Source organism: Mesorhizobium sp. CNPSo 4661 (assembly GCF_057784215.1).
Genome location: NZ_JBWGIO010000001.1, coordinates 230,721 through 246,206 on the forward strand (window position 1 = coordinate 230,721; position 15,486 = coordinate 246,206).

Genomic DNA, 15,486 nt, shown 5'->3' on the forward strand with positions numbered 1-15,486 from the left:
TCTCGTCAAGCTCATGGGGGACATTCCGTTCTGGGACGTCGAGCGGCACATGCGGTGCGAGCGCTGCAAGCGGCGGGAGTTCGACGTGGACATTCTGCTGCCCAGCGCCGTCCAGGGCGTGAAGATACGCGTGAGGCGGCTTGTCGGGGTCCGTATGGTACGGCGCGTGATTTGGCGTGATGAAAAAGAGTGATAGATCATCTCCCCGCCGGGTCTGAGCCGGGTCAAAGTAATGACATTTGGCCACCCGCCGCATCCCCGGCATGCGGGAACTTGATCTGTGTGGCCGGCTTCTCGACTATCACCAAGGCATCGTCGGGCGCTGTCCGCTGCATGTGCCGCGCTTCTGACCACGGGGCGGTGAGCCAGGTTTCCACCTCCTCCCGGGTGGTGAGGATTACCGGCATGGCCTTCTCGTGGATGGGTGCTATGAGGGCGTTGGGCTTGGTCGTGAGGAAGCCGTAAAGCTCGAAGTCGCCCGGCCCGTCCTTGACCCTCCGCAAACCCTGCCAGCGCGTCCAGATGCCGGCGAAGAAGAACAGGGGCAGGTCCTCGCTTCGGGCAAACCAGTAGTTCCGCTGTATGCCTGTCTCCGGGTCCTTGTCGTTGGGCGTGGGGCTCGGCTCCGCGAAACTCGTGACGGGCACCACACAGCGGTTCTCCACGCCAACATATTGCTGCCAATGCCCATACTGCGGATTGCGGATGTTGGTCGTGCCGTAGTCCGCCTTGCCCTTCACCCGCTCAACCGGCGTAGGCATGCCCCATAGCAGCTTGGCAAGCTCACGCTGGCCATCGGGGGCATTGCGGACCACTGCGCCGGGCATGTTGGGATAGACGTCCAGTGAGGGCTCAAGGTTGCCCATGATGTCCCGCATGGCGCGGGTCCACTCGCGGATGGCGGCTTGGCTGGTTGTGATGTTGTAGAGGTTGCACATCTGCACAGGATGCCTCAGCGATTGCTCGTTATCCAGAAACAAAAAATGGCCGACGGACCTGTACTGGTGGTCGAACATACCCGCATCTCGAACCTCTCTAAGGTCTGTCGGGTTTCTGCGTGGCTAGCCAACTGGCCGAGCACCATGGCCCATGGCTGCAAGGCGCTGGCGGGAACTGGATCGTTGGGCTCTGATGGCGCGGCATCGCCATCCTGACACGAATTGTCACCTGCGAAGCGAGCCAGCGGTGGCAGGCGAACGATCGGTTCCTACTTGATGTCTGGTCCAACCCGGGAGGAAATCATGACCACTGCCGATATTGCCAAGGATTTCACCGAACTCCTCAAGCGGGGCGACAGCCACAGCGCCGCCGCGAAATACAATGCCGACGACATCGTCAGCTACGAAGCCATGGAAGGGCCGATGGCCGTGTGCAACGGCAAGGAAGCCGTCAAGCAGAAAAGCGCGTGGTGGGAAGCGAACCACGAGGTCCATGGCGGCTCGGTCGAGGGTCCCTATGTCAATGGCGACCAGTTCGCCTTGCGCTTCAGCTTCGACATTACGCCGAAATCCACCGGCGAACGTGTCAAAATGGACGAGGTCGGCCTCTACACTGTCAAGAACGGCAAGATCAGCGAAGAGCGTTTTTACTACTAGGCACTTTCGAGCACGGCGGTAGGGGCCGCGCCTCGGCCGCCATGTCCGGACGATAGGCCCAAATCGTCTTCACATAGTCGCAAGTCGGTCGGCCAACTTGCCCCAGCCGTCGGGGGGAAGCGCGTGCCTTTGCCTCTTGCGCTGGCAAAGCCGCGGCGGCGGGCTTAGGGTTCGCTCAGATTCGCAACCCCATCCGACCGAGGCCTGAATTGACCATCACCATGTATGGCATCACCACCTGCGACACGATCAAGAAGGCGCGCGTCTGGCTGGAAAGCCATGACGTGCCGTATCGCTTCCATGATTACCGCGCCGAAGGGATCGAGGCTGACAAACTGAGCGGCTGGGTCGGTAAGGTCGGCTGGGAAAAGCTGCTCAACAAGGGCAGCACCACGTTTCGCGAGCTGCCTGAGAAGGACAAGGAAGCGCTCGACGAGAAGAAGGCGAAGAAGCTGATGTTGGCCAAGCCGACGATGATCAAGCGGCCGGTGCTGGAGGTGGGCGATCGGATTTTGGTGGGGTTCAAGCCGGAGGTTTACGAGGAGGCGGTGGGAGGAAAATAGGCTCGACTGCTTACGCCGAGTTCCTTCGCCCCCCTCTCTGTCCTGCCGGACATCTCCCCCTCAAGGGGGGAGATTGGCAGCTTTGGCGCCTCGCTAATTCCTGCGACGTTGGCGATTGGCGAAAGCCGGCGCGACAGCTGATCTCCCCCCTTGAGGGGGAGATGGCCGGCAGGCCAGAGAGGGGGCCAGGGAACTCGACATCTCAACAATTATGCGTGGTCTCGCAAATACGCCGCCAGCGCCACCGCATTGTTGTGCGCTTCGTCATGCGCGCCGTAGAGCAGCGTCACCTTGCCCTCGCGCAACAGGCCACGCAGCTGCGCGACCGCCTCCTTGTTCGCATCAAGCTCGGCCCGATACCGCTTCTGGAATTCCGACCAGCGCTCCGGCTCGTGCCCGAACCATTTGCGCAGCTCGTCGCTCGGCGCGATCTCCTTCAGCCAAAGCGCCAGTTCGGCATCCTTCTTGCTGACACCCCGCGGCCAGAGGCGATCGACCAGAAACCGCTGCCCGTCGGCTTTCGCCGGCGGCTCATAGACGCGCTTCACCGCTATGTCGAAGGCCATTACGCCTCTCTCAGGCCCATTCGCCCTTGCGCATCACCGGCACGCGGCCGCCGCCCTTGGCGACGCCGTCGATGTCGATCTTGTCCGAGCCGATCATCCAGTCGATGTGGATGAAGCTCTTGTTGCCGCCGCGCTCGGCGATCTCGTCCTGGCTGAGCGAGTCGCCGTTGACGAAGCACTTCGAATAGCACTGCCCGAGCGCGATGTGGCAGGCGGCGTTCTCGTCGAACAGCGTGTTGAAGAACAACAGCCCACTCCGCGAGATCGGCGAGGAATGCGGCACCAGCGCCACTTCGCCGAGGCGACGCGCGCCCTCGTCGGTGTCGAGCACCTTCTTCAGCACGTCCTCGCCCTTCGAGGCCTTGGCCTCGACGATCCGCCCGCCCTCGAAGCGCACGGAAATCTCGTCGATCAGCGTGCCCTGGTAGGAGAGCGGCTTGGTCGAGGAGACATGGCCTTCGACGCGCCTTGCATGCGGCGTGGTGAAGACTTCCTCGGTCGGGATGTTCGGGTTGCAGGTGACGCCGTTCTTCGCCGTCGAGGCGCCGCCCATCCATTCATGGCCTTCCGCCAGCCCGACGGTGAGGTCGGTGCCCGGCCCGGTGAAATGCAGCGCGTGGAAATTATGCTCGTTCAGCCATTTCGTCCGCTCGGCCAGCGCCGCGTTGTGCGCCTTCCAGTTGCCGATCGGATCCTCGACATCCACCCGCGAGGCCGAGAAGATGGCATCGGCGAGCTTCACAACCGCGACGTCGTCCGGCTCGCCCGGAAACACCTGCTTTGCCCAGGCAAGGTCGGGATAGGCGACGATGTTCCAGTTGATGTCGAAGCCGGTGATCTTCTCCAGCGCCGGCTGGTAGGCCATCGAGTTCGCCTTGTTGGCGCGCGCCACCTTGGCCGGATCTTGCGCGGAAAGCAGCGACGGATCTTCGCCGCGCACCGCAAGCCGCGCCGCATTGTTCGAGAAGGCCTTCGCCATGCCTTCATAGAGCCAGCCGGCGGCGCGGTCGAAACCGGCATCCGCCCCATAGCGGAAACGCGCCAGCGTGATCTCGTCGTCGTTGAAGATCGGCGTCACCAGCCCGGCGCCTGCCTTGTAGGCGTGCTCGACGATGCGGCGGGTCAGCGGCAGCGCCGCGATCGACGAGGTCAGCACCAGATCCTGCCCAGGCTGCAGCTGCAGCCCGACCTTGATGGCGACTTCAGCCAGCCTGTCGAGCTTCACCGGGTCGATGCTTGCCGAGACGCCGCGCGAATGTGTGGTCATGATCCTGCCTGCCGTTTGTTGGGGTCTGGTTCTTACATAGACCGCTGCGGTTGGCCTTTCCACCGCGATCGACTGGGCCTGGCTTCAAGCTGCGCTGTCCAACGCCCGGAACTGCGCCATGGTCGCCTCGATCTCCTCGCGGATCCAGGCCTTGAAGTCGCGCACCTTGCGGCTTTCGCTTTTGGTGGCAGAGGTCACCAACCAGTAGCCGAGCCCGCTCTCGGCCCGCACGCCGAAGGGCGCGACCAGCCGGCCGTCGGCCAGCGCGTCGGCGGTGAGCAATTGCCAGGCGAGCATCACGCCATGACCGGCGATCGCCGATTCCAGGCAAAGCATCGGATCGGTGAAGCGCGCGCCCTTCTGGAAGGTGACCGGCTCGACGCCGGCCGCCTCGAACCAGCCGTCCCAGCTGAACATCGCCCGCTCGTCGGTGATGGCACAGGTCTGCGCCAGGTCGCCGATCGACTTCAGCCTGGCCGCGATCGAGGGCGCGCAGACCGGAAACACTTCCTGGGCAAGCAGAAGCTCGGCGCGGTCGCCCGGCCATTTGCCGTCGCCGAGCCGGATGGCGATATCGATGTCGGACCGGTCGAGGTCGGCGATCCGGGCCGAGGCGTCGATGCGCAAAAGCACGTTCGGATGGCGCGCGAAGTGTCGCGACAGCCTGGGCAGCAGCCATTTCGAGGCGAAAGCAGGCGCCACCGAGACGACCAGCGTGCACTCGTTTGCCTCGTCGGCCAGCGCCACCGCCTGCGCGAGTTCACGGAAGCCGGCGCTGAGCCGGACCGTGAAGGCGGCGCCGAATTCGGTCGGCACCAGCCCGCCAGATGTGCGTTCGAACAGCGCCCGTCCCAGCTGCTTTTCCGTGCGCTTGACCTGCTGGCTGACGGCGCTGACCGAGACGTTCAGTTCCGCCGCCGCTCCCGCCAGCGATCCCAGCCGGGCGACGGATTCCACGGCGCGCAGGCCGTTGAGATGGACGCGATTGAGCATAGCCATTCAGTTTTTCTAAAGTGGAGGGATCGAAATCTCAATTGAATCCGACAAGAAAGCGCAGAATTTAACTGGAACAGCCTTGAGCCAGGAGATGGTCCCATGAAGATTTTATCCCTGCTGAAAGGGCTTTCCGGCGCCGAGGCGAGGTCACGCGATGACGATGAGATGGCCCGCTGGATCACCGATCCGCTGTCGCATCCGGTGCTCGACACCATGTCGGAGCGCGAGCTTGGCGACATGCCCTTCCGGCTGACAGCCCGCCGCACCGCATATGAAACGATGGGTGCGGCGGACCGCTGACTCCATCGGCGCCGTTACGTCCCGCTGGCCCAACGCAAGCGCATTGTTTCGCGGACGCACATTCTTATTGTGCGCCGCAATGAACGCCTCGCCATCTCCCTTGCGTCTTGCTCTCGCCGGCATGCTCGCGCTCGCCGTCGCCCAGGGCATCGGCCGCTTCGTCTATACGCCGATCCTGCCGGGCATGATGGAGGGACTCCATCTGACGCCGGCCGATGCCGGCTGGATCGCTTCCGCCAACTATCTCGGCTACCTCATCGGCGCGCTCGCCGCGGCCGGCGACTGGGCGCATGGCCGCGAGCGCATGCTGACGTTCGCCGGCCTCGCCGCCACCGCCGTGCTCGCGGGCCTCATGGGGCTCAACGAAACGATGGCCGCCTTCCTCGTCATCCGCTTCCTCGCCGGCCTCGCCAGCGCCTTCGTCATGGTGTTCATGGCCTCGATCGTCTTCAGCCATCTGGCGATGGCCGGCCGCGGCGATTTGCAGGCGCTGCATTTCGGCGGCGTGGGCCTCGGCATAGCGGCGTCCTCAGCGCTGCTGGCGATCCTCGTCTCCGAACACGCGGGTTGGGCCGACGGCTGGCTCTGGTCCGGAGCGCTTTCGGCGGTGGGTCTCATCGTCGTCGCGCTGCTTGCCGGCTCGACCACGCCGGCCAATGTCGCCGACGGGCGCGAGCCGGCGCTGCCCAAGGACGGGTCCCTGGTAAAGATGATCGTCGCCTATGGACTGTTCGGCTTCGGCTATGTGGTGACAGCCACGTTCCTGGTCGCCATCGTGCGCCAGGGCGGTGGCGGGCGCGTCTTCGAGGCCACCGTCTGGATGGTTGCCGGCCTTGCCGGCTTTCCCTCGACTTGGGCGTGGCAGAAGCTTGCCGGCCGGATCGGGCTCTATGCCGCTTATGCCTTGAGCTGCATGATCGAGGTGGTCGGCGTCACCGCCAGCGTCGTCGTCAAGGGCGCCGCCGGGCCGCTGATCGCCGGCGTGCTACTTGGCGGCACCTTCATCGCCATCACGGCGCTGGGCATACAGATGGGCAGGCAACTCGCGCCGCGAGCGCCGCGTCGCATCTTCGCGGTGATGACGGCAGCCTTCGGCCTCGGCCAGATCGTCGGTCCGATTGCCGCCGGCCTGCTCGCCCAGGCCTCGGGCAATTACACCCTTGCCTCGATCATGGCGGCGGCGGCACTGCTGCTCTCCGGCGTCGTCGCTTGGTCGGCCGCGCCAAAATCGCCATGATTTGCGGCCTTGTTCGATGCCGGGCATCGGGCAAGGCATTTTCTTTCCCACTAATGTGTGACCTTATGCCCGCCAAACAGCAACGCCGCTGATTTGCGGTCAGACCGAGGAAATCCGCCACAGTGTTCGTATCCTTCTTCCCGCAGCCGAAGCTCTTTTTCACCTCGGCCGCCGTCTGGAGCCTTGCGGCGATCTTGTTCTGGTTCTTCGGCGGCGAGCAGCTGGGCGCCATCTTCGGCCTGCCGCCGGCAGCCGCCGGGACGCCGCCGATCATTGGTATCGCGGTGCTGTGGTCGAAGCCTTTCCTGTGGTTCTACATCTACTTCGTGGCGTGCGTGGCGGTCTTCTACGCCTTCTGGAGCTGGTACGCTCCGCACCCGTGGCAGAACTGGTCGATCCTGATGACCGCCGTCATCCTGTTCTTCATCTATTTCAACGTGCAGATCTCGGTCGCGGTCAACAACTGGTACGGTCCTTTCTTCGACTATGTTCAGGGCCTGATGTCGGGAACGACTCCCTCGACCAACACGGAATTCTACAAGGGATTGGCCGATTTCTCCTGGCTGGCGCTGGTCGGCATGAATGTGCAGGTGGTCAATGCCTTCATCGTCAGCCATTGGATCTTCCGTTGGCGCACCGCGATGAACGATTACTTCATGGCCAACTGGAGCCGGCTGCGCCACATCGAGGGCGCCTCGCAGCGTATCCAGGAAGACACGATGCGTTTCTCGCAGATCATGGAAGATCTCGGCTCGACCTTCGTTCAGTCGATCATGACCCTGATCGCCTTCCTGCCGGTCTTGATTCAACTGCAGGCTCACATCACCGAATTGCCGATCATCGGCACGGTCCCGCAGCCACTGGTCATTGCTGCATTGGGCTGGTGTCTGTTCGGAACGATTTCCGTCATGGTGGCGGGTCTCAAGCTGCCGGGCCTGCAGTTCCGCAACCAGCGTGTCGAGGCAGCCTATCGTAAGGAGCTTGTCTACGGCGAAGATCATGCCGACCGGGCTCAGCCGGCGACGACGACACAATTGTTCGCCAATGTCCGCCGCAATTATTTCAAGCTCTATTTCCACTACATCTATTTCAACGTTGTTCGTTACACCTACCTGCAGGCCGACAACATCTTCTCGCTGCTGATCCTCGGGCCTTCGCTGGTCGCGCACAAGATCACGTTCGGCGCGCTGAACCAGATCTCGAACGCGTTCGGCAAGGTGACGAATTCGCTGCAGTTCCTGTTGAATTCCTGGTCGACGATTGTCGAACTGCAGTCTGTGCACAAACGTTTGCGTGCCTTCGAGGCGACACTGCAAGGCGAACAGCTGCCGGTTATCGATCAGCATTACCTAGAACGCGAGCAGGCTGGCATGCGCCCCGAAGATCAGCCGGCAAGTTAAAGCATGTCTCCCGAAAGTGGGAACCGGTTTCGGGATAAAGACATGCGTAAAATCAAAAACCTAAAGCGCATGGAGCGAATCTGAAAGATCGCGACGCGCTTTAGGGTGCGGCTTGCGTCCAGTCAGCCGCCCACGCTCGCCTGTGCCTGGCCGGCGCGCTGCCGCGCGACATAGTCGCGGAAACTGATGCACTCGACATCGGCCTTCACGCAGACTTCGCCGGCGAAGCGCTCGAGCGCGTTCCAGTAGGCGCCGTTGTTCATCAGCGTGAAGTGGAAGCCGAGCTCCAGCGGCAGGCGCTTGCCGTTGTACTGAGCCTCGAAAGCGGCGCGGAACGCCTGGTAGGCGCGCTCGGCGAATGCGTCCGCCATGGCCGGCTGCTCGGTGCCGCTTGAGTGGCGGACATAGAGATTGTAGTCCATGGCGACCACGGGCTTCGCCTTCGGTCCCTCCGGGATGAGCGGCAGGGCGAAGCGGGTCGTGCCGTTCAGCGTCGGCGGGACGGTCGGGCCGTTCGAGACACCGCTGGCGTCATACTGGAAGCCGGCCTCGGGCAGGGCCTCGTAAAGTGCCTTGCCGGTCGAAAGATAGGGAGCGCGGAACCCGACCAGCGCATGATGCGCGAAATCGTGCCAGTCGGCCGGTTCCGGGAGGCCGTTGATCGCATAGGCCTTCTCGAAGATGCGCCGGGCGGAGGCGAATTCGGCCAGCCAGTCCGCCTTGCTCCAGGCCTTGCCGTCGAAATGGCCGCAGGCATGGCTGCCGATGTCGTGGCCCTCGGCGGCGGCCAGCCGGACCTGCTCCAGCCGGTCGGCCACGTCCTGCTTCGAGGCGCCGAAGCCGACATTGGATTTGCCGGCGGCCTTGCCGGGGCCGGCATAGTCCTGCCGCGTCTCAGGCGAGAGCAGGAACACGCAGGACAGGAAATAGGTGAAATGCGCGCCCGTGCGCTTTGCCAGCGCCCGGCTGCGCTGCCATTGCGAGATATCGCGGGCGGCGTCGAACGAGATCAGCACCACCTGCTTGGGTCTGGCGGGCGAAACGGCCGGCGATTTCGGCGGATCGGCGAGGGCTGCATTGGCGCAGGCAAGCGAGGCGAGACTGAATGCAAGGACGCGGTACGAACGAAGCATTGGCAACCTTCTGGCGGGACGTCTCCGGCTGATCGGAAGCCGGCTATCGCGCAAATGTGGCGCGGTTGCGTTCAGGCAAGGGCTGTGGGCGCCGGGCATTCCCAGCCGATTTTCCGGCCCGCCCCCTTCCATGCCGACAAAATTTCGCTAAAACGCGGGCTCAAGAAGCGCCCCCTTCCGGGGCAGCAATGGTTTTGATTGATGTCGGACGACAGTTTTATCCGCGAAGTCAACGAAGAGATTCGTCGCGAGCAGGCGCAGGCGCTGTGGGATCGTTTTGGCCCGGCCGTTCTCGGCATCGCCATCCTGATCGTGCTGGGCACCGCCGCGGTCGTTGGTTACCGTTACTGGGACGAGAGCCGCGCCAACCGCTCGGGCGACGCCTTCTCGGCTGCCCTCAAATTCGCCAATGACGGCAAGAACGACGAGGCGATCGCCGCGCTCGACCAGCTGGAGAAGGACGGCTACGGCGCCTATCCGCTGCTCGCCCGCATGCGCGCCGCGACCGTCAAGGCCGACAAGGGCGACGTCGACGGCGCGGTCAAGGACTTCGACGCGGTCGCCGCCGACACCGCCATCCCCGGCGGCATCCGCGACATCGCGCGGCTGAGGGCAGCACTGCTGCTCGTCGACCACGGCTCTTACGCCGATGTCTCCAGCCGCATCGAGGCGCTGACCGCCGACATCAATCCGCTGCGCCACTCGGCGCGCGAGGCGCTCGGCCTTGCCGCCTGGAAGGACGGCAAGTCGGCGGACGCGCTCAAACTGTTCGACCAGATCTCTTCGGACGATGCCGCCCCGCGCAATGTGCGCCAGCGGGCGCAGCTGATGTCCGAGCTGATCCGCGGGTCGGGCAACGCGTCGTGACCTCGGATGGGCTTCAAAGTCGCCATCATCGGCCGGCCTAACGTCGGCAAATCGACTCTTTTCAATCGGCTGGTCGGAAAGAAGCTGGCGCTTGTCGACGACACGCCGGGCGTGACGCGCGACCGGCGCGTCCATGCGGCAAAACTCTACGATCTCCATTTCGACGTCATCGACACCGCCGGCTTTGAGGATGCGGCCGCCTCGACCCTGCCGGGCCGCATGCGCCAGCAGACCGAGATCGCCATCCGCGAGGCGGACCTCATCTTCTTCACCGTCGATGCCAAGTCGGGCCTGCTGCCGGACGACCGCACCTTCGCCGAGGTGGTGCGCAAGTCCGGCAAGCCGGTGGTGCTCGTCGCCAACAAGGCCGAGGCGCGGGGCGCTCAAGGCGGCATGCTGGAGGCCTGGGAACTCGGTCTGGGCGAGCCGATCCCGGTTTCGGCCGAGCACGGCCAGGGCATGCCCGACCTGCGTGACGCGGTGGTCGAGGCACTTGGCGCGGAACGCGCGTTCGGCGAGGACGAGGAAGAGGAAGACGGCGACGAGGTCGCCGCCAGCGAGGTGCTGATCGGCGAGGACATCGCCGACCCCGATGTCGAGCCCGCCTATGACGACACCAAGCCGCTGCGCATCGCCGTCGTCGGCCGTCCCAACGCCGGCAAGTCGACGCTGATCAATGCGCTGATCGGCGAGGAGCGGCTGCTCACCGGCCCGGAGGCCGGCATCACCCGCGATTCGATCTCGGTCGACTGGGATTGGCGCGGCCGCCGCATCAAGCTGTTCGACACCGCCGGCATGCGCCGCAAATCGAAGGTGCAGGAGAAGCTCGAAAAACTCTCGGTGCAGGACGGCCTGCGTGCCATCCGCTTCGCCGAGATCGTCATCATCGTGCTCGATGCCACCATTCCCTTCGAGAAGCAGGACCTGCAGATCGCCGACCTCATCACCCGCGAGGGCAGGGCGCCGGTGATCGCCTTCAACAAATGGGACCTGATCGACAATCCGCAGGAGCTGCTGGCCGAGCTGCGCGAAAAGACCGAGCGGCTCTTGCCGCAGGTGCGCGGCATCCAGGCGATGACGGTCTCGGCCGAAACCGGGCGCGGCCTCGACAAGCTGATGGAAAGCGTCATCAAGACGCACAAGGTCTGGAACAGCCGCGTGTCCACCGGCAAGCTCAACCGCTGGCTGGAAGGCATCCTCGCTCATCATCCGCCGCCCGCCGTCGCCGGCCGCCGCCTGAAGATCAAATACGTCACCCAGGCCAAGACCCGCCCGCCGGGCTTCGTCGTCTCCTGCTCGCGCCCGGACGCGATGCCGCAATCCTATGTCCGCTACCTGACCAACAGCCTGCGCGAAGCCTTCGACATGCCCGGCGTGCCGATCCGCATGGCGCTGCGCACCTCGGACAATCCTTTCGCGGGCAGGGCGAAGAAGCGCTGACGGTGCCCTTCGTTGTGGGCAAGATTTTCGCAACGCTGGCGGGACAGCACCCCCCTCTGCCCTGCCGGGCATCTCCCCCGCAAGGAGGGAGATTGGCAGCTCCGGCGCGGCGCCCTTCTTACAACGCTGGAGAGTAGCGAAAGCTTGCGTGACATCCGATCTCCCCCCTTGCGGGGGAGATGTCCGGCAGGACAGAGGGGGGTGTGACGGAACGCGACGCCGAATAGTCCGATCCGCCACTGCCTATCCGAAAAGAGCTAAGCAACCTTCGACAGCCTCTCTTTCATCTTCGCCCCCTCAGGCAGCGTCTCCAGCGCCGCCTGCAGCAATATCTCGGCAAGTCGCGCCGCCACCGGGTCGAGCTCGGCGTCCTTCTGGTGCAGGTGCAGCGCCATCATCGGCAGGGCCGGGAGACCGAGCACCCCGGGCGCGATCGCCCTGACATTGGCCGGCAGGCCGATATCGGTGCGGATCGTCAGGCCAAGGCCAGCCGCCACCGCCGCCCAGATGCCGCCGAGGCTGGGGCTCGAGAAGGCCATGCGCCAGGGCAGGCCCGCGCGGTCGAGCGTCTCGGTCGCCACGGTCCTGAGCAGGCAGGGTGCCTCGAACACCACCAGCGGCAGCGGCTCGCCATCGCGCGGACCTGCCTCGATCGGTTTCGCCGGGCCGATCCAGCGCGCCTGCACGTCGGCGACATGCCGGCTGTAGGGCAGGGTGGTGCCGTCATGCCAGGCGAGCGCGATGTCGAGATTGCCTGACAGGACACGCTCGGCCAGATCGTGGCTGCGTCCGATCCGCGCTTCGATCCGAACCTTGGGGTGGGCGCGGGCGAAGCGGCCGAGCACGTCGGGCAGCACGGCTTCGCCGAAATCCTCCTGCAGGCCGAGCCGCACCCAGCCTTCCAGCTCGATGTCGCGAATGGCTGAGGCCGCCTCGTCGTTGAGCTCGATCAGCCGCCGCGCATAGCCGAGCATCGTCTCGCCGGCTTCGGTGAGCGCCAGGCCGCGCCCTGCCTTGCGGAAAACCGGCGTCGCCGCCTGCTCCTCCAGCTTCTTCAGTTGCGCGCTGACGGCGGACGTCGAGCGTCCCAGCCGTTCGGCCGCCTTGGCGAAGCTGCCCAGCTCCATGCCGGTGACGAAGGTTCTGAGGACGTCGAGGTCGAACGTGACGCGGCGCATGAGATTGTCCTGATTTTCAGGATTGTTGATCAAAAACTTCCTGATTTTATGAATGAAGCTATGGCGCTACATCCCGTCCGTCAAGCCGTCAGCGGCCGTCACGGGAATGGAACCATGTCCGCCATCGTCACACGAAACGACTGCCAGCCGCCCAAGGGAGATATCGCCGGCGCCCCAGCGCGGCGCGACTTCGGCCCCAATCATCGCTGGAAGGTTCTGGGCATCGGCGTCGCCGCCAATGCCGGCTTCTCCGCCACCTTCTCCGGCATCCCGGCAACCGCTGTGGCGATGCGCCAGGGCTATCACCTCGACAATGCCTCGCTCGGCCTCGCGCTTGGGCTGCTCGGCCTTGGCGTGGCGCTGAGCGAGCTGCCCTGGGGCGTGCTCACCGACCGCTGGGGCGACCGTCGCGTGCTCCTGACCGGGCTCGGCGCGACGGCGGCTTGGCTCTTCATCATGGCAATGCTCGTCGTGCCGGCGAAAACGGCCGTTCCAGGCGTCGCGCTGCTGTCGGCAAGCCTGCTCGTTGCCGGCCTGCTCGGCGGCAGCGTCAATGGCTCCAGCGGCCGCGCCATCATGGGCTGGTTCGCGGAGGGCGAGCGCGGCTTCGCCATGAGTATCCGGCAGACGGCGGTGCCGCTCGGCGGCGGGCTGGGCGCGCTCGTCCTGCCTTCCCTGGCGCTGGCTGTGGGCTTCACCGCGGTCTTCGGCCTGCTTGCGGCCGTCTCTGCTCTGTCGGCCTGGTTTGCCTGGCGCTGGCTGCACGAGCCGCCGGTGAGAAGCGGCGGTGACGCCACCACTGCCATAAGCGGCCCGGCGCCCTTGCGCAACATCGAGGTATGGCGCAGCTCGACTGCCATCGGCCTGCTCTGTTTCCCGCAGGTGGCGGTGCTGACCTTCGGCTCGGTCTTCCTGCACGACTTCGCCGGCATGGGTACCTTTGTGACCAGCGCCACCCTCGCGGCGGTGCAGACCGGCGCCATGGTGATGCGCGTCTGGAGCGGGCGCTTCACCGACCGCCACGGCAACCGCCGCCCGTTCCTCAAACTCTGCAGCGCGTTGAGCGCGCTGGCCTTCCTGGTGCTTTGGCTGCTGGTGATCGGCGCCGCCGGCATTCCGGCGCTTATGCCGCTGCTGCCGCCGATGGTCGTCGTCGCCGGCATATCCGTCTCGGCCTGGCATGGCGTCGCCTATACCGAGCTTGCCACGCTTGCCGGCGCCGGCCACGTCGGCACTGCGCTTAGCCTGGCCAACAGTTTTGTGTTCATCGGCTTCTGTCTGGTGCCGATCGCCATTCCGTGGCTGCTGGTGGTCTTCGCATGGCCGGGCGTCTGGCTCGCGGCAGCGATCTGCGCTGCGCTCGCCTGGCCGATCTTCCTGCGCCCCGCTTGATTCACCCAAGCCTGATTCACCAGTCTGATTGTTCGCCGGCTTTGCTGTGAAAACAGCAAACCGGCTTTCCTCAAACATGAAAAGAACACGATCGATGTCGTTAACCCCGCATCAAGGTTAATGCTTCATTTTGGCTCTCCGGGGTCAGTAGCGTTCTGGAGAGTTCCGTGCATCGACGCGTTTCATTGCGGCTTGCCGCCGCCGCCGTTGCGAAAAAACGTTCCTTCCTTCCTCCTTTGGTGCTCGGGCTCGGTATCTGGATCGGGTTTCCGTCGGCCGTCGCCTATCAGGATATGGCAAGCCTGATCTCCGGCCTGGAATCGTCCAACGTCCGCTGGAACGCCTATATCGAGAAATCCGCCGCCGGCTCGGTGCATGCGGCCGAAATGCCGTTCGTCGATTCCGTCACCACCGGCTCGCTCTCCGGCTCCGGTGTGGACCTGCCGGGCGTCGGCACGGTGGCCTTTCGCGGCAAGGGCAATGTCGCAGGCGCCACGCCCGATGAAGACCGCGTCATACGCGCCGACAAGAAGGGCCGTTTGGTCAAGGTGGCGCCGGTCGCGCCGCCTAAGAATTTCAGCGCCGGCTCGATCTTCGAGCGCACCTCCTCGCTGCTGCGTCCCTCGATGGACAGCAACCTGAAGCTCACCTTCGCCAAGCCCGGCATCAAGGGCAAGGAAGTGCAGATCGCCCAGGCCTTCCATCTGCGCGAGGACAAGAAGCCGGATCCGGATCTGCCGGCGGCGCTTGTCGCCCTCGTCAACAACGACAAGCCGGATATCCTCGCCACCGCCTATGCCCAGTCGGCGCCCGACTACGCTAAGGCCTCGCCTTTCGAGGCGCTGTTGCAGGACGATCCGAACGATGGCCGCTTCATCCCGCCGATGGGCAAGGGCGACCATGCCTGGCTGCAGAATCCGCTGCCGGCGAGCGTCTTTTCCAAGCCCGAGCAGGCCTGCCTTGCCAAGGGCATCTATTTCGAGGCGCGCAGCGAGCCTGTCCGCGGCCAGGCGGCGGTGGCGCAGGTGATCCTCAACCGCGTCCGCAACCCGACCTATCCCAAGACGATCTGCGGCGTCGTCTACCAGAACGACAACTGGTTCAACCGCTGCCAGTTCTCCTTCGCCTGCGACGGCAGGAAGAAGATCATCACCGACCAGGCTTCCTACAAGACCGCCCAGGACGTCGCGATGGCGGTGACCGCCGGCAAGATCTTCATTCCCGAGGTCGGCTCGTCGACGCATTACTACGCCAATTACGTCCATCCGGGCTGGGCGCGCGCCATGCACAAGATGACCAGGATCGGCCTGCATATCTTCTACCGCACCTATGGCGGCGGCTGGAGCTGAGCCCTCAGGCGACTCGAACTGAGCCGATTGGGCGGCTCGAGCCGAGCCGCCTAAACGACCGCTCCGGCGATCCTTCCTCCGTCCGCCGGCGCACCCCGGCGGACGCGGCTTGTTGCGCGGATTCGCGCCGAGTCCTCACGCGGCCGTGAAGGGCACGATGTCGCACCTCGATAAATCGTTGATTTAATTATTAAAAATACATC

At 64.7% G+C, this 15,486-nt stretch carries 15 protein-coding genes; 9 read left to right on the forward strand and 6 right to left on the reverse strand.

Annotated elements, in window-relative coordinates; all coding sequences use genetic code 11:
• Nucleotides 1-224: 224 nt before the first annotated feature.
• Nucleotides 225-938 (reverse strand): SOS response-associated peptidase, encoded by a 714-nt coding sequence (locus AC0YKC_RS01025; RefSeq protein ID WP_488509609.1) that lies wholly within the window; start codon nt 936-938, stop codon nt 225-227.
• Between the two features lie 303 nt (nt 939-1,241).
• On the opposite strand from AC0YKC_RS01025, the gene AC0YKC_RS01030 reads away from it, so the two are divergent.
• Nucleotides 1,242-1,595, forward strand: coding sequence for a SnoaL-like domain-containing protein (locus AC0YKC_RS01030; protein ID WP_320294681.1), 354 nt, complete (start codon nt 1,242-1,244; stop codon nt 1,593-1,595).
• A 209-nt stretch (nt 1,596-1,804) separates the two neighbouring features.
• Nucleotides 1,805-2,158 (forward strand): ArsC family reductase, encoded by a 354-nt coding sequence (locus AC0YKC_RS01035; protein ID WP_434721641.1) that lies wholly within the window; start codon nt 1,805-1,807, stop codon nt 2,156-2,158.
• 209 nt (nt 2,159-2,367) lie between these two features.
• Here AC0YKC_RS01035 and AC0YKC_RS01040 read toward each other — a convergent pair whose 3' ends face one another.
• The 3 genes from AC0YKC_RS01040 to AC0YKC_RS01050 all read right to left on the reverse strand — a co-directional run bounded on the left by AC0YKC_RS01040 (nt 2,368) and on the right by AC0YKC_RS01050 (nt 4,990).
• Nucleotides 2,368-2,724, reverse strand: a complete 357-nt coding sequence (locus AC0YKC_RS01040; RefSeq protein WP_488509302.1) for a DUF488 domain-containing protein — start codon at nt 2,722-2,724, stop codon at nt 2,368-2,370.
• Nucleotides 2,725-2,734: 10 nt separating this feature from the next.
• Nucleotides 2,735-3,991: an aminopeptidase gene (locus AC0YKC_RS01045; protein ID WP_488509304.1), complete on the reverse strand. Its 1,257-nt coding sequence runs from the start codon at nt 3,989-3,991 to the stop codon at nt 2,735-2,737.
• Nucleotides 3,992-4,075: 84 nt separating this feature from the next.
• Nucleotides 4,076-4,990 (reverse strand): LysR substrate-binding domain-containing protein, encoded by a 915-nt coding sequence (locus tag AC0YKC_RS01050; protein WP_320294685.1) that lies wholly within the window; start codon nt 4,988-4,990, stop codon nt 4,076-4,078.
• Between the two features lie 96 nt (nt 4,991-5,086).
• On the opposite strand from AC0YKC_RS01050, the gene AC0YKC_RS01055 reads away from it, so the two are divergent.
• The 3 genes from AC0YKC_RS01055 to sbmA all read left to right on the forward strand — a co-directional run bounded on the left by AC0YKC_RS01055 (nt 5,087) and on the right by sbmA (nt 7,924).
• The gene (locus AC0YKC_RS01055) at nt 5,087-5,287 is read left to right on the forward strand and encodes a hypothetical protein (protein ID WP_320294686.1); all 201 of its coding nucleotides are present in this window, start codon (nt 5,087-5,089) and stop codon (nt 5,285-5,287) included.
• Nucleotides 5,288-5,408: 121 nt separating this feature from the next.
• Nucleotides 5,409-6,524, forward strand: coding sequence for a YbfB/YjiJ family MFS transporter (locus tag AC0YKC_RS01060; RefSeq protein WP_320295030.1), 1,116 nt, complete (start codon nt 5,409-5,411; stop codon nt 6,522-6,524).
• Nucleotides 6,525-6,646: 122 nt separating this feature from the next.
• The gene (gene sbmA, locus AC0YKC_RS01065) at nt 6,647-7,924 is read left to right on the forward strand and encodes a peptide antibiotic transporter SbmA (protein ID WP_320294687.1); all 1,278 of its coding nucleotides are present in this window, start codon (nt 6,647-6,649) and stop codon (nt 7,922-7,924) included.
• A 122-nt stretch (nt 7,925-8,046) separates the two neighbouring features.
• Here sbmA and AC0YKC_RS01070 read toward each other — a convergent pair whose 3' ends face one another.
• The gene (locus AC0YKC_RS01070; RefSeq protein ID WP_488509308.1) at nt 8,047-9,057 is read right to left on the reverse strand and encodes a polysaccharide deacetylase family protein; all 1,011 of its coding nucleotides are present in this window, start codon (nt 9,055-9,057) and stop codon (nt 8,047-8,049) included.
• Between the two features lie 201 nt (nt 9,058-9,258).
• On the opposite strand from AC0YKC_RS01070, the gene AC0YKC_RS01075 reads away from it, so the two are divergent.
• Together AC0YKC_RS01075 and der are read left to right on the forward strand one after the other, a co-directional pair.
• Entirely contained in the window at nt 9,259-9,924 is a 666-nt protein-coding gene (locus tag AC0YKC_RS01075) for a tetratricopeptide repeat protein (protein ID WP_488509312.1), read from the forward strand.
• A 6-nt stretch (nt 9,925-9,930) separates the two neighbouring features.
• Nucleotides 9,931-11,364, forward strand: a complete 1,434-nt coding sequence (der, locus tag AC0YKC_RS01080) for a ribosome biogenesis GTPase Der (RefSeq protein ID WP_488509314.1) — start codon at nt 9,931-9,933, stop codon at nt 11,362-11,364.
• 257 nt (nt 11,365-11,621) lie between these two features.
• On the opposite strand, the gene AC0YKC_RS01085 is transcribed toward der, so the two are convergent.
• A complete protein-coding gene (locus AC0YKC_RS01085; RefSeq protein WP_488509316.1) occupies nt 11,622-12,542 on the reverse strand; it encodes a LysR substrate-binding domain-containing protein in 921 nt (306 codons plus the stop codon).
• 114 nt (nt 12,543-12,656) lie between these two features.
• Here AC0YKC_RS01085 and AC0YKC_RS01090 point away from each other — a divergent pair, with 114 nt between their 5' ends.
• Complete coding sequence (locus tag AC0YKC_RS01090) at nt 12,657-13,934, forward strand: MFS transporter (RefSeq protein ID WP_488509318.1); 1,278 nt, start codon at nt 12,657-12,659, stop codon at nt 13,932-13,934.
• Between the two features lie 167 nt (nt 13,935-14,101).
• On the forward strand, nt 14,102-15,283 hold the full coding sequence (locus tag AC0YKC_RS01095) for a cell wall hydrolase (RefSeq protein WP_320294693.1): 1,182 nt from the start codon (nt 14,102-14,104) through the stop codon (nt 15,281-15,283).
• The last annotated feature ends 203 nt before the right edge of the window (nt 15,284-15,486 follow it).

Bases quoted from the DNA above. Each gene is read 5' to 3' on its own strand.
- AC0YKC_RS01075 (WP_488509312.1), top strand. From the start codon at position 9,259: ATGTCGGACGACAGTTTTATCCGCGAAGTCAACGAAGAGATTCGTCGC.
- der (WP_488509314.1), top strand. From the start codon at position 9,931: ATGGGCTTCAAAGTCGCCATCATCGGCCGGCCTAACGTCGGCAAATCG.
- AC0YKC_RS01040 (WP_488509302.1), bottom strand. From the start codon at position 2,724: ATGGCCTTCGACATAGCGGTGAAGCGCGTCTATGAGCCGCCGGCGAAA.
- AC0YKC_RS01060 (WP_320295030.1), top strand. From the start codon at position 5,409: ATGCTCGCGCTCGCCGTCGCCCAGGGCATCGGCCGCTTCGTCTATACG.
- AC0YKC_RS01070 (WP_488509308.1), bottom strand. From the start codon at position 9,057: ATGCTTCGTTCGTACCGCGTCCTTGCATTCAGTCTCGCCTCGCTTGCC.
- AC0YKC_RS01050 (WP_320294685.1), bottom strand. From the start codon at position 4,990: ATGGCTATGCTCAATCGCGTCCATCTCAACGGCCTGCGCGCCGTGGAA.
- AC0YKC_RS01045 (WP_488509304.1), bottom strand. From the start codon at position 3,991: ATGACCACACATTCGCGCGGCGTCTCGGCAAGCATCGACCCGGTGAAG.
- AC0YKC_RS01090 (WP_488509318.1), top strand. From the start codon at position 12,657: ATGTCCGCCATCGTCACACGAAACGACTGCCAGCCGCCCAAGGGAGAT.
- AC0YKC_RS01055 (WP_320294686.1), top strand. From the start codon at position 5,087: ATGAAGATTTTATCCCTGCTGAAAGGGCTTTCCGGCGCCGAGGCGAGG.
- AC0YKC_RS01030 (WP_320294681.1), top strand. From the start codon at position 1,242: ATGACCACTGCCGATATTGCCAAGGATTTCACCGAACTCCTCAAGCGG.
- AC0YKC_RS01085 (WP_488509316.1), bottom strand. From the start codon at position 12,542: ATGCGCCGCGTCACGTTCGACCTCGACGTCCTCAGAACCTTCGTCACC.
- AC0YKC_RS01025 (WP_488509609.1), bottom strand. From the start codon at position 938: ATGTGCAACCTCTACAACATCACAACCAGCCAAGCCGCCATCCGCGAG.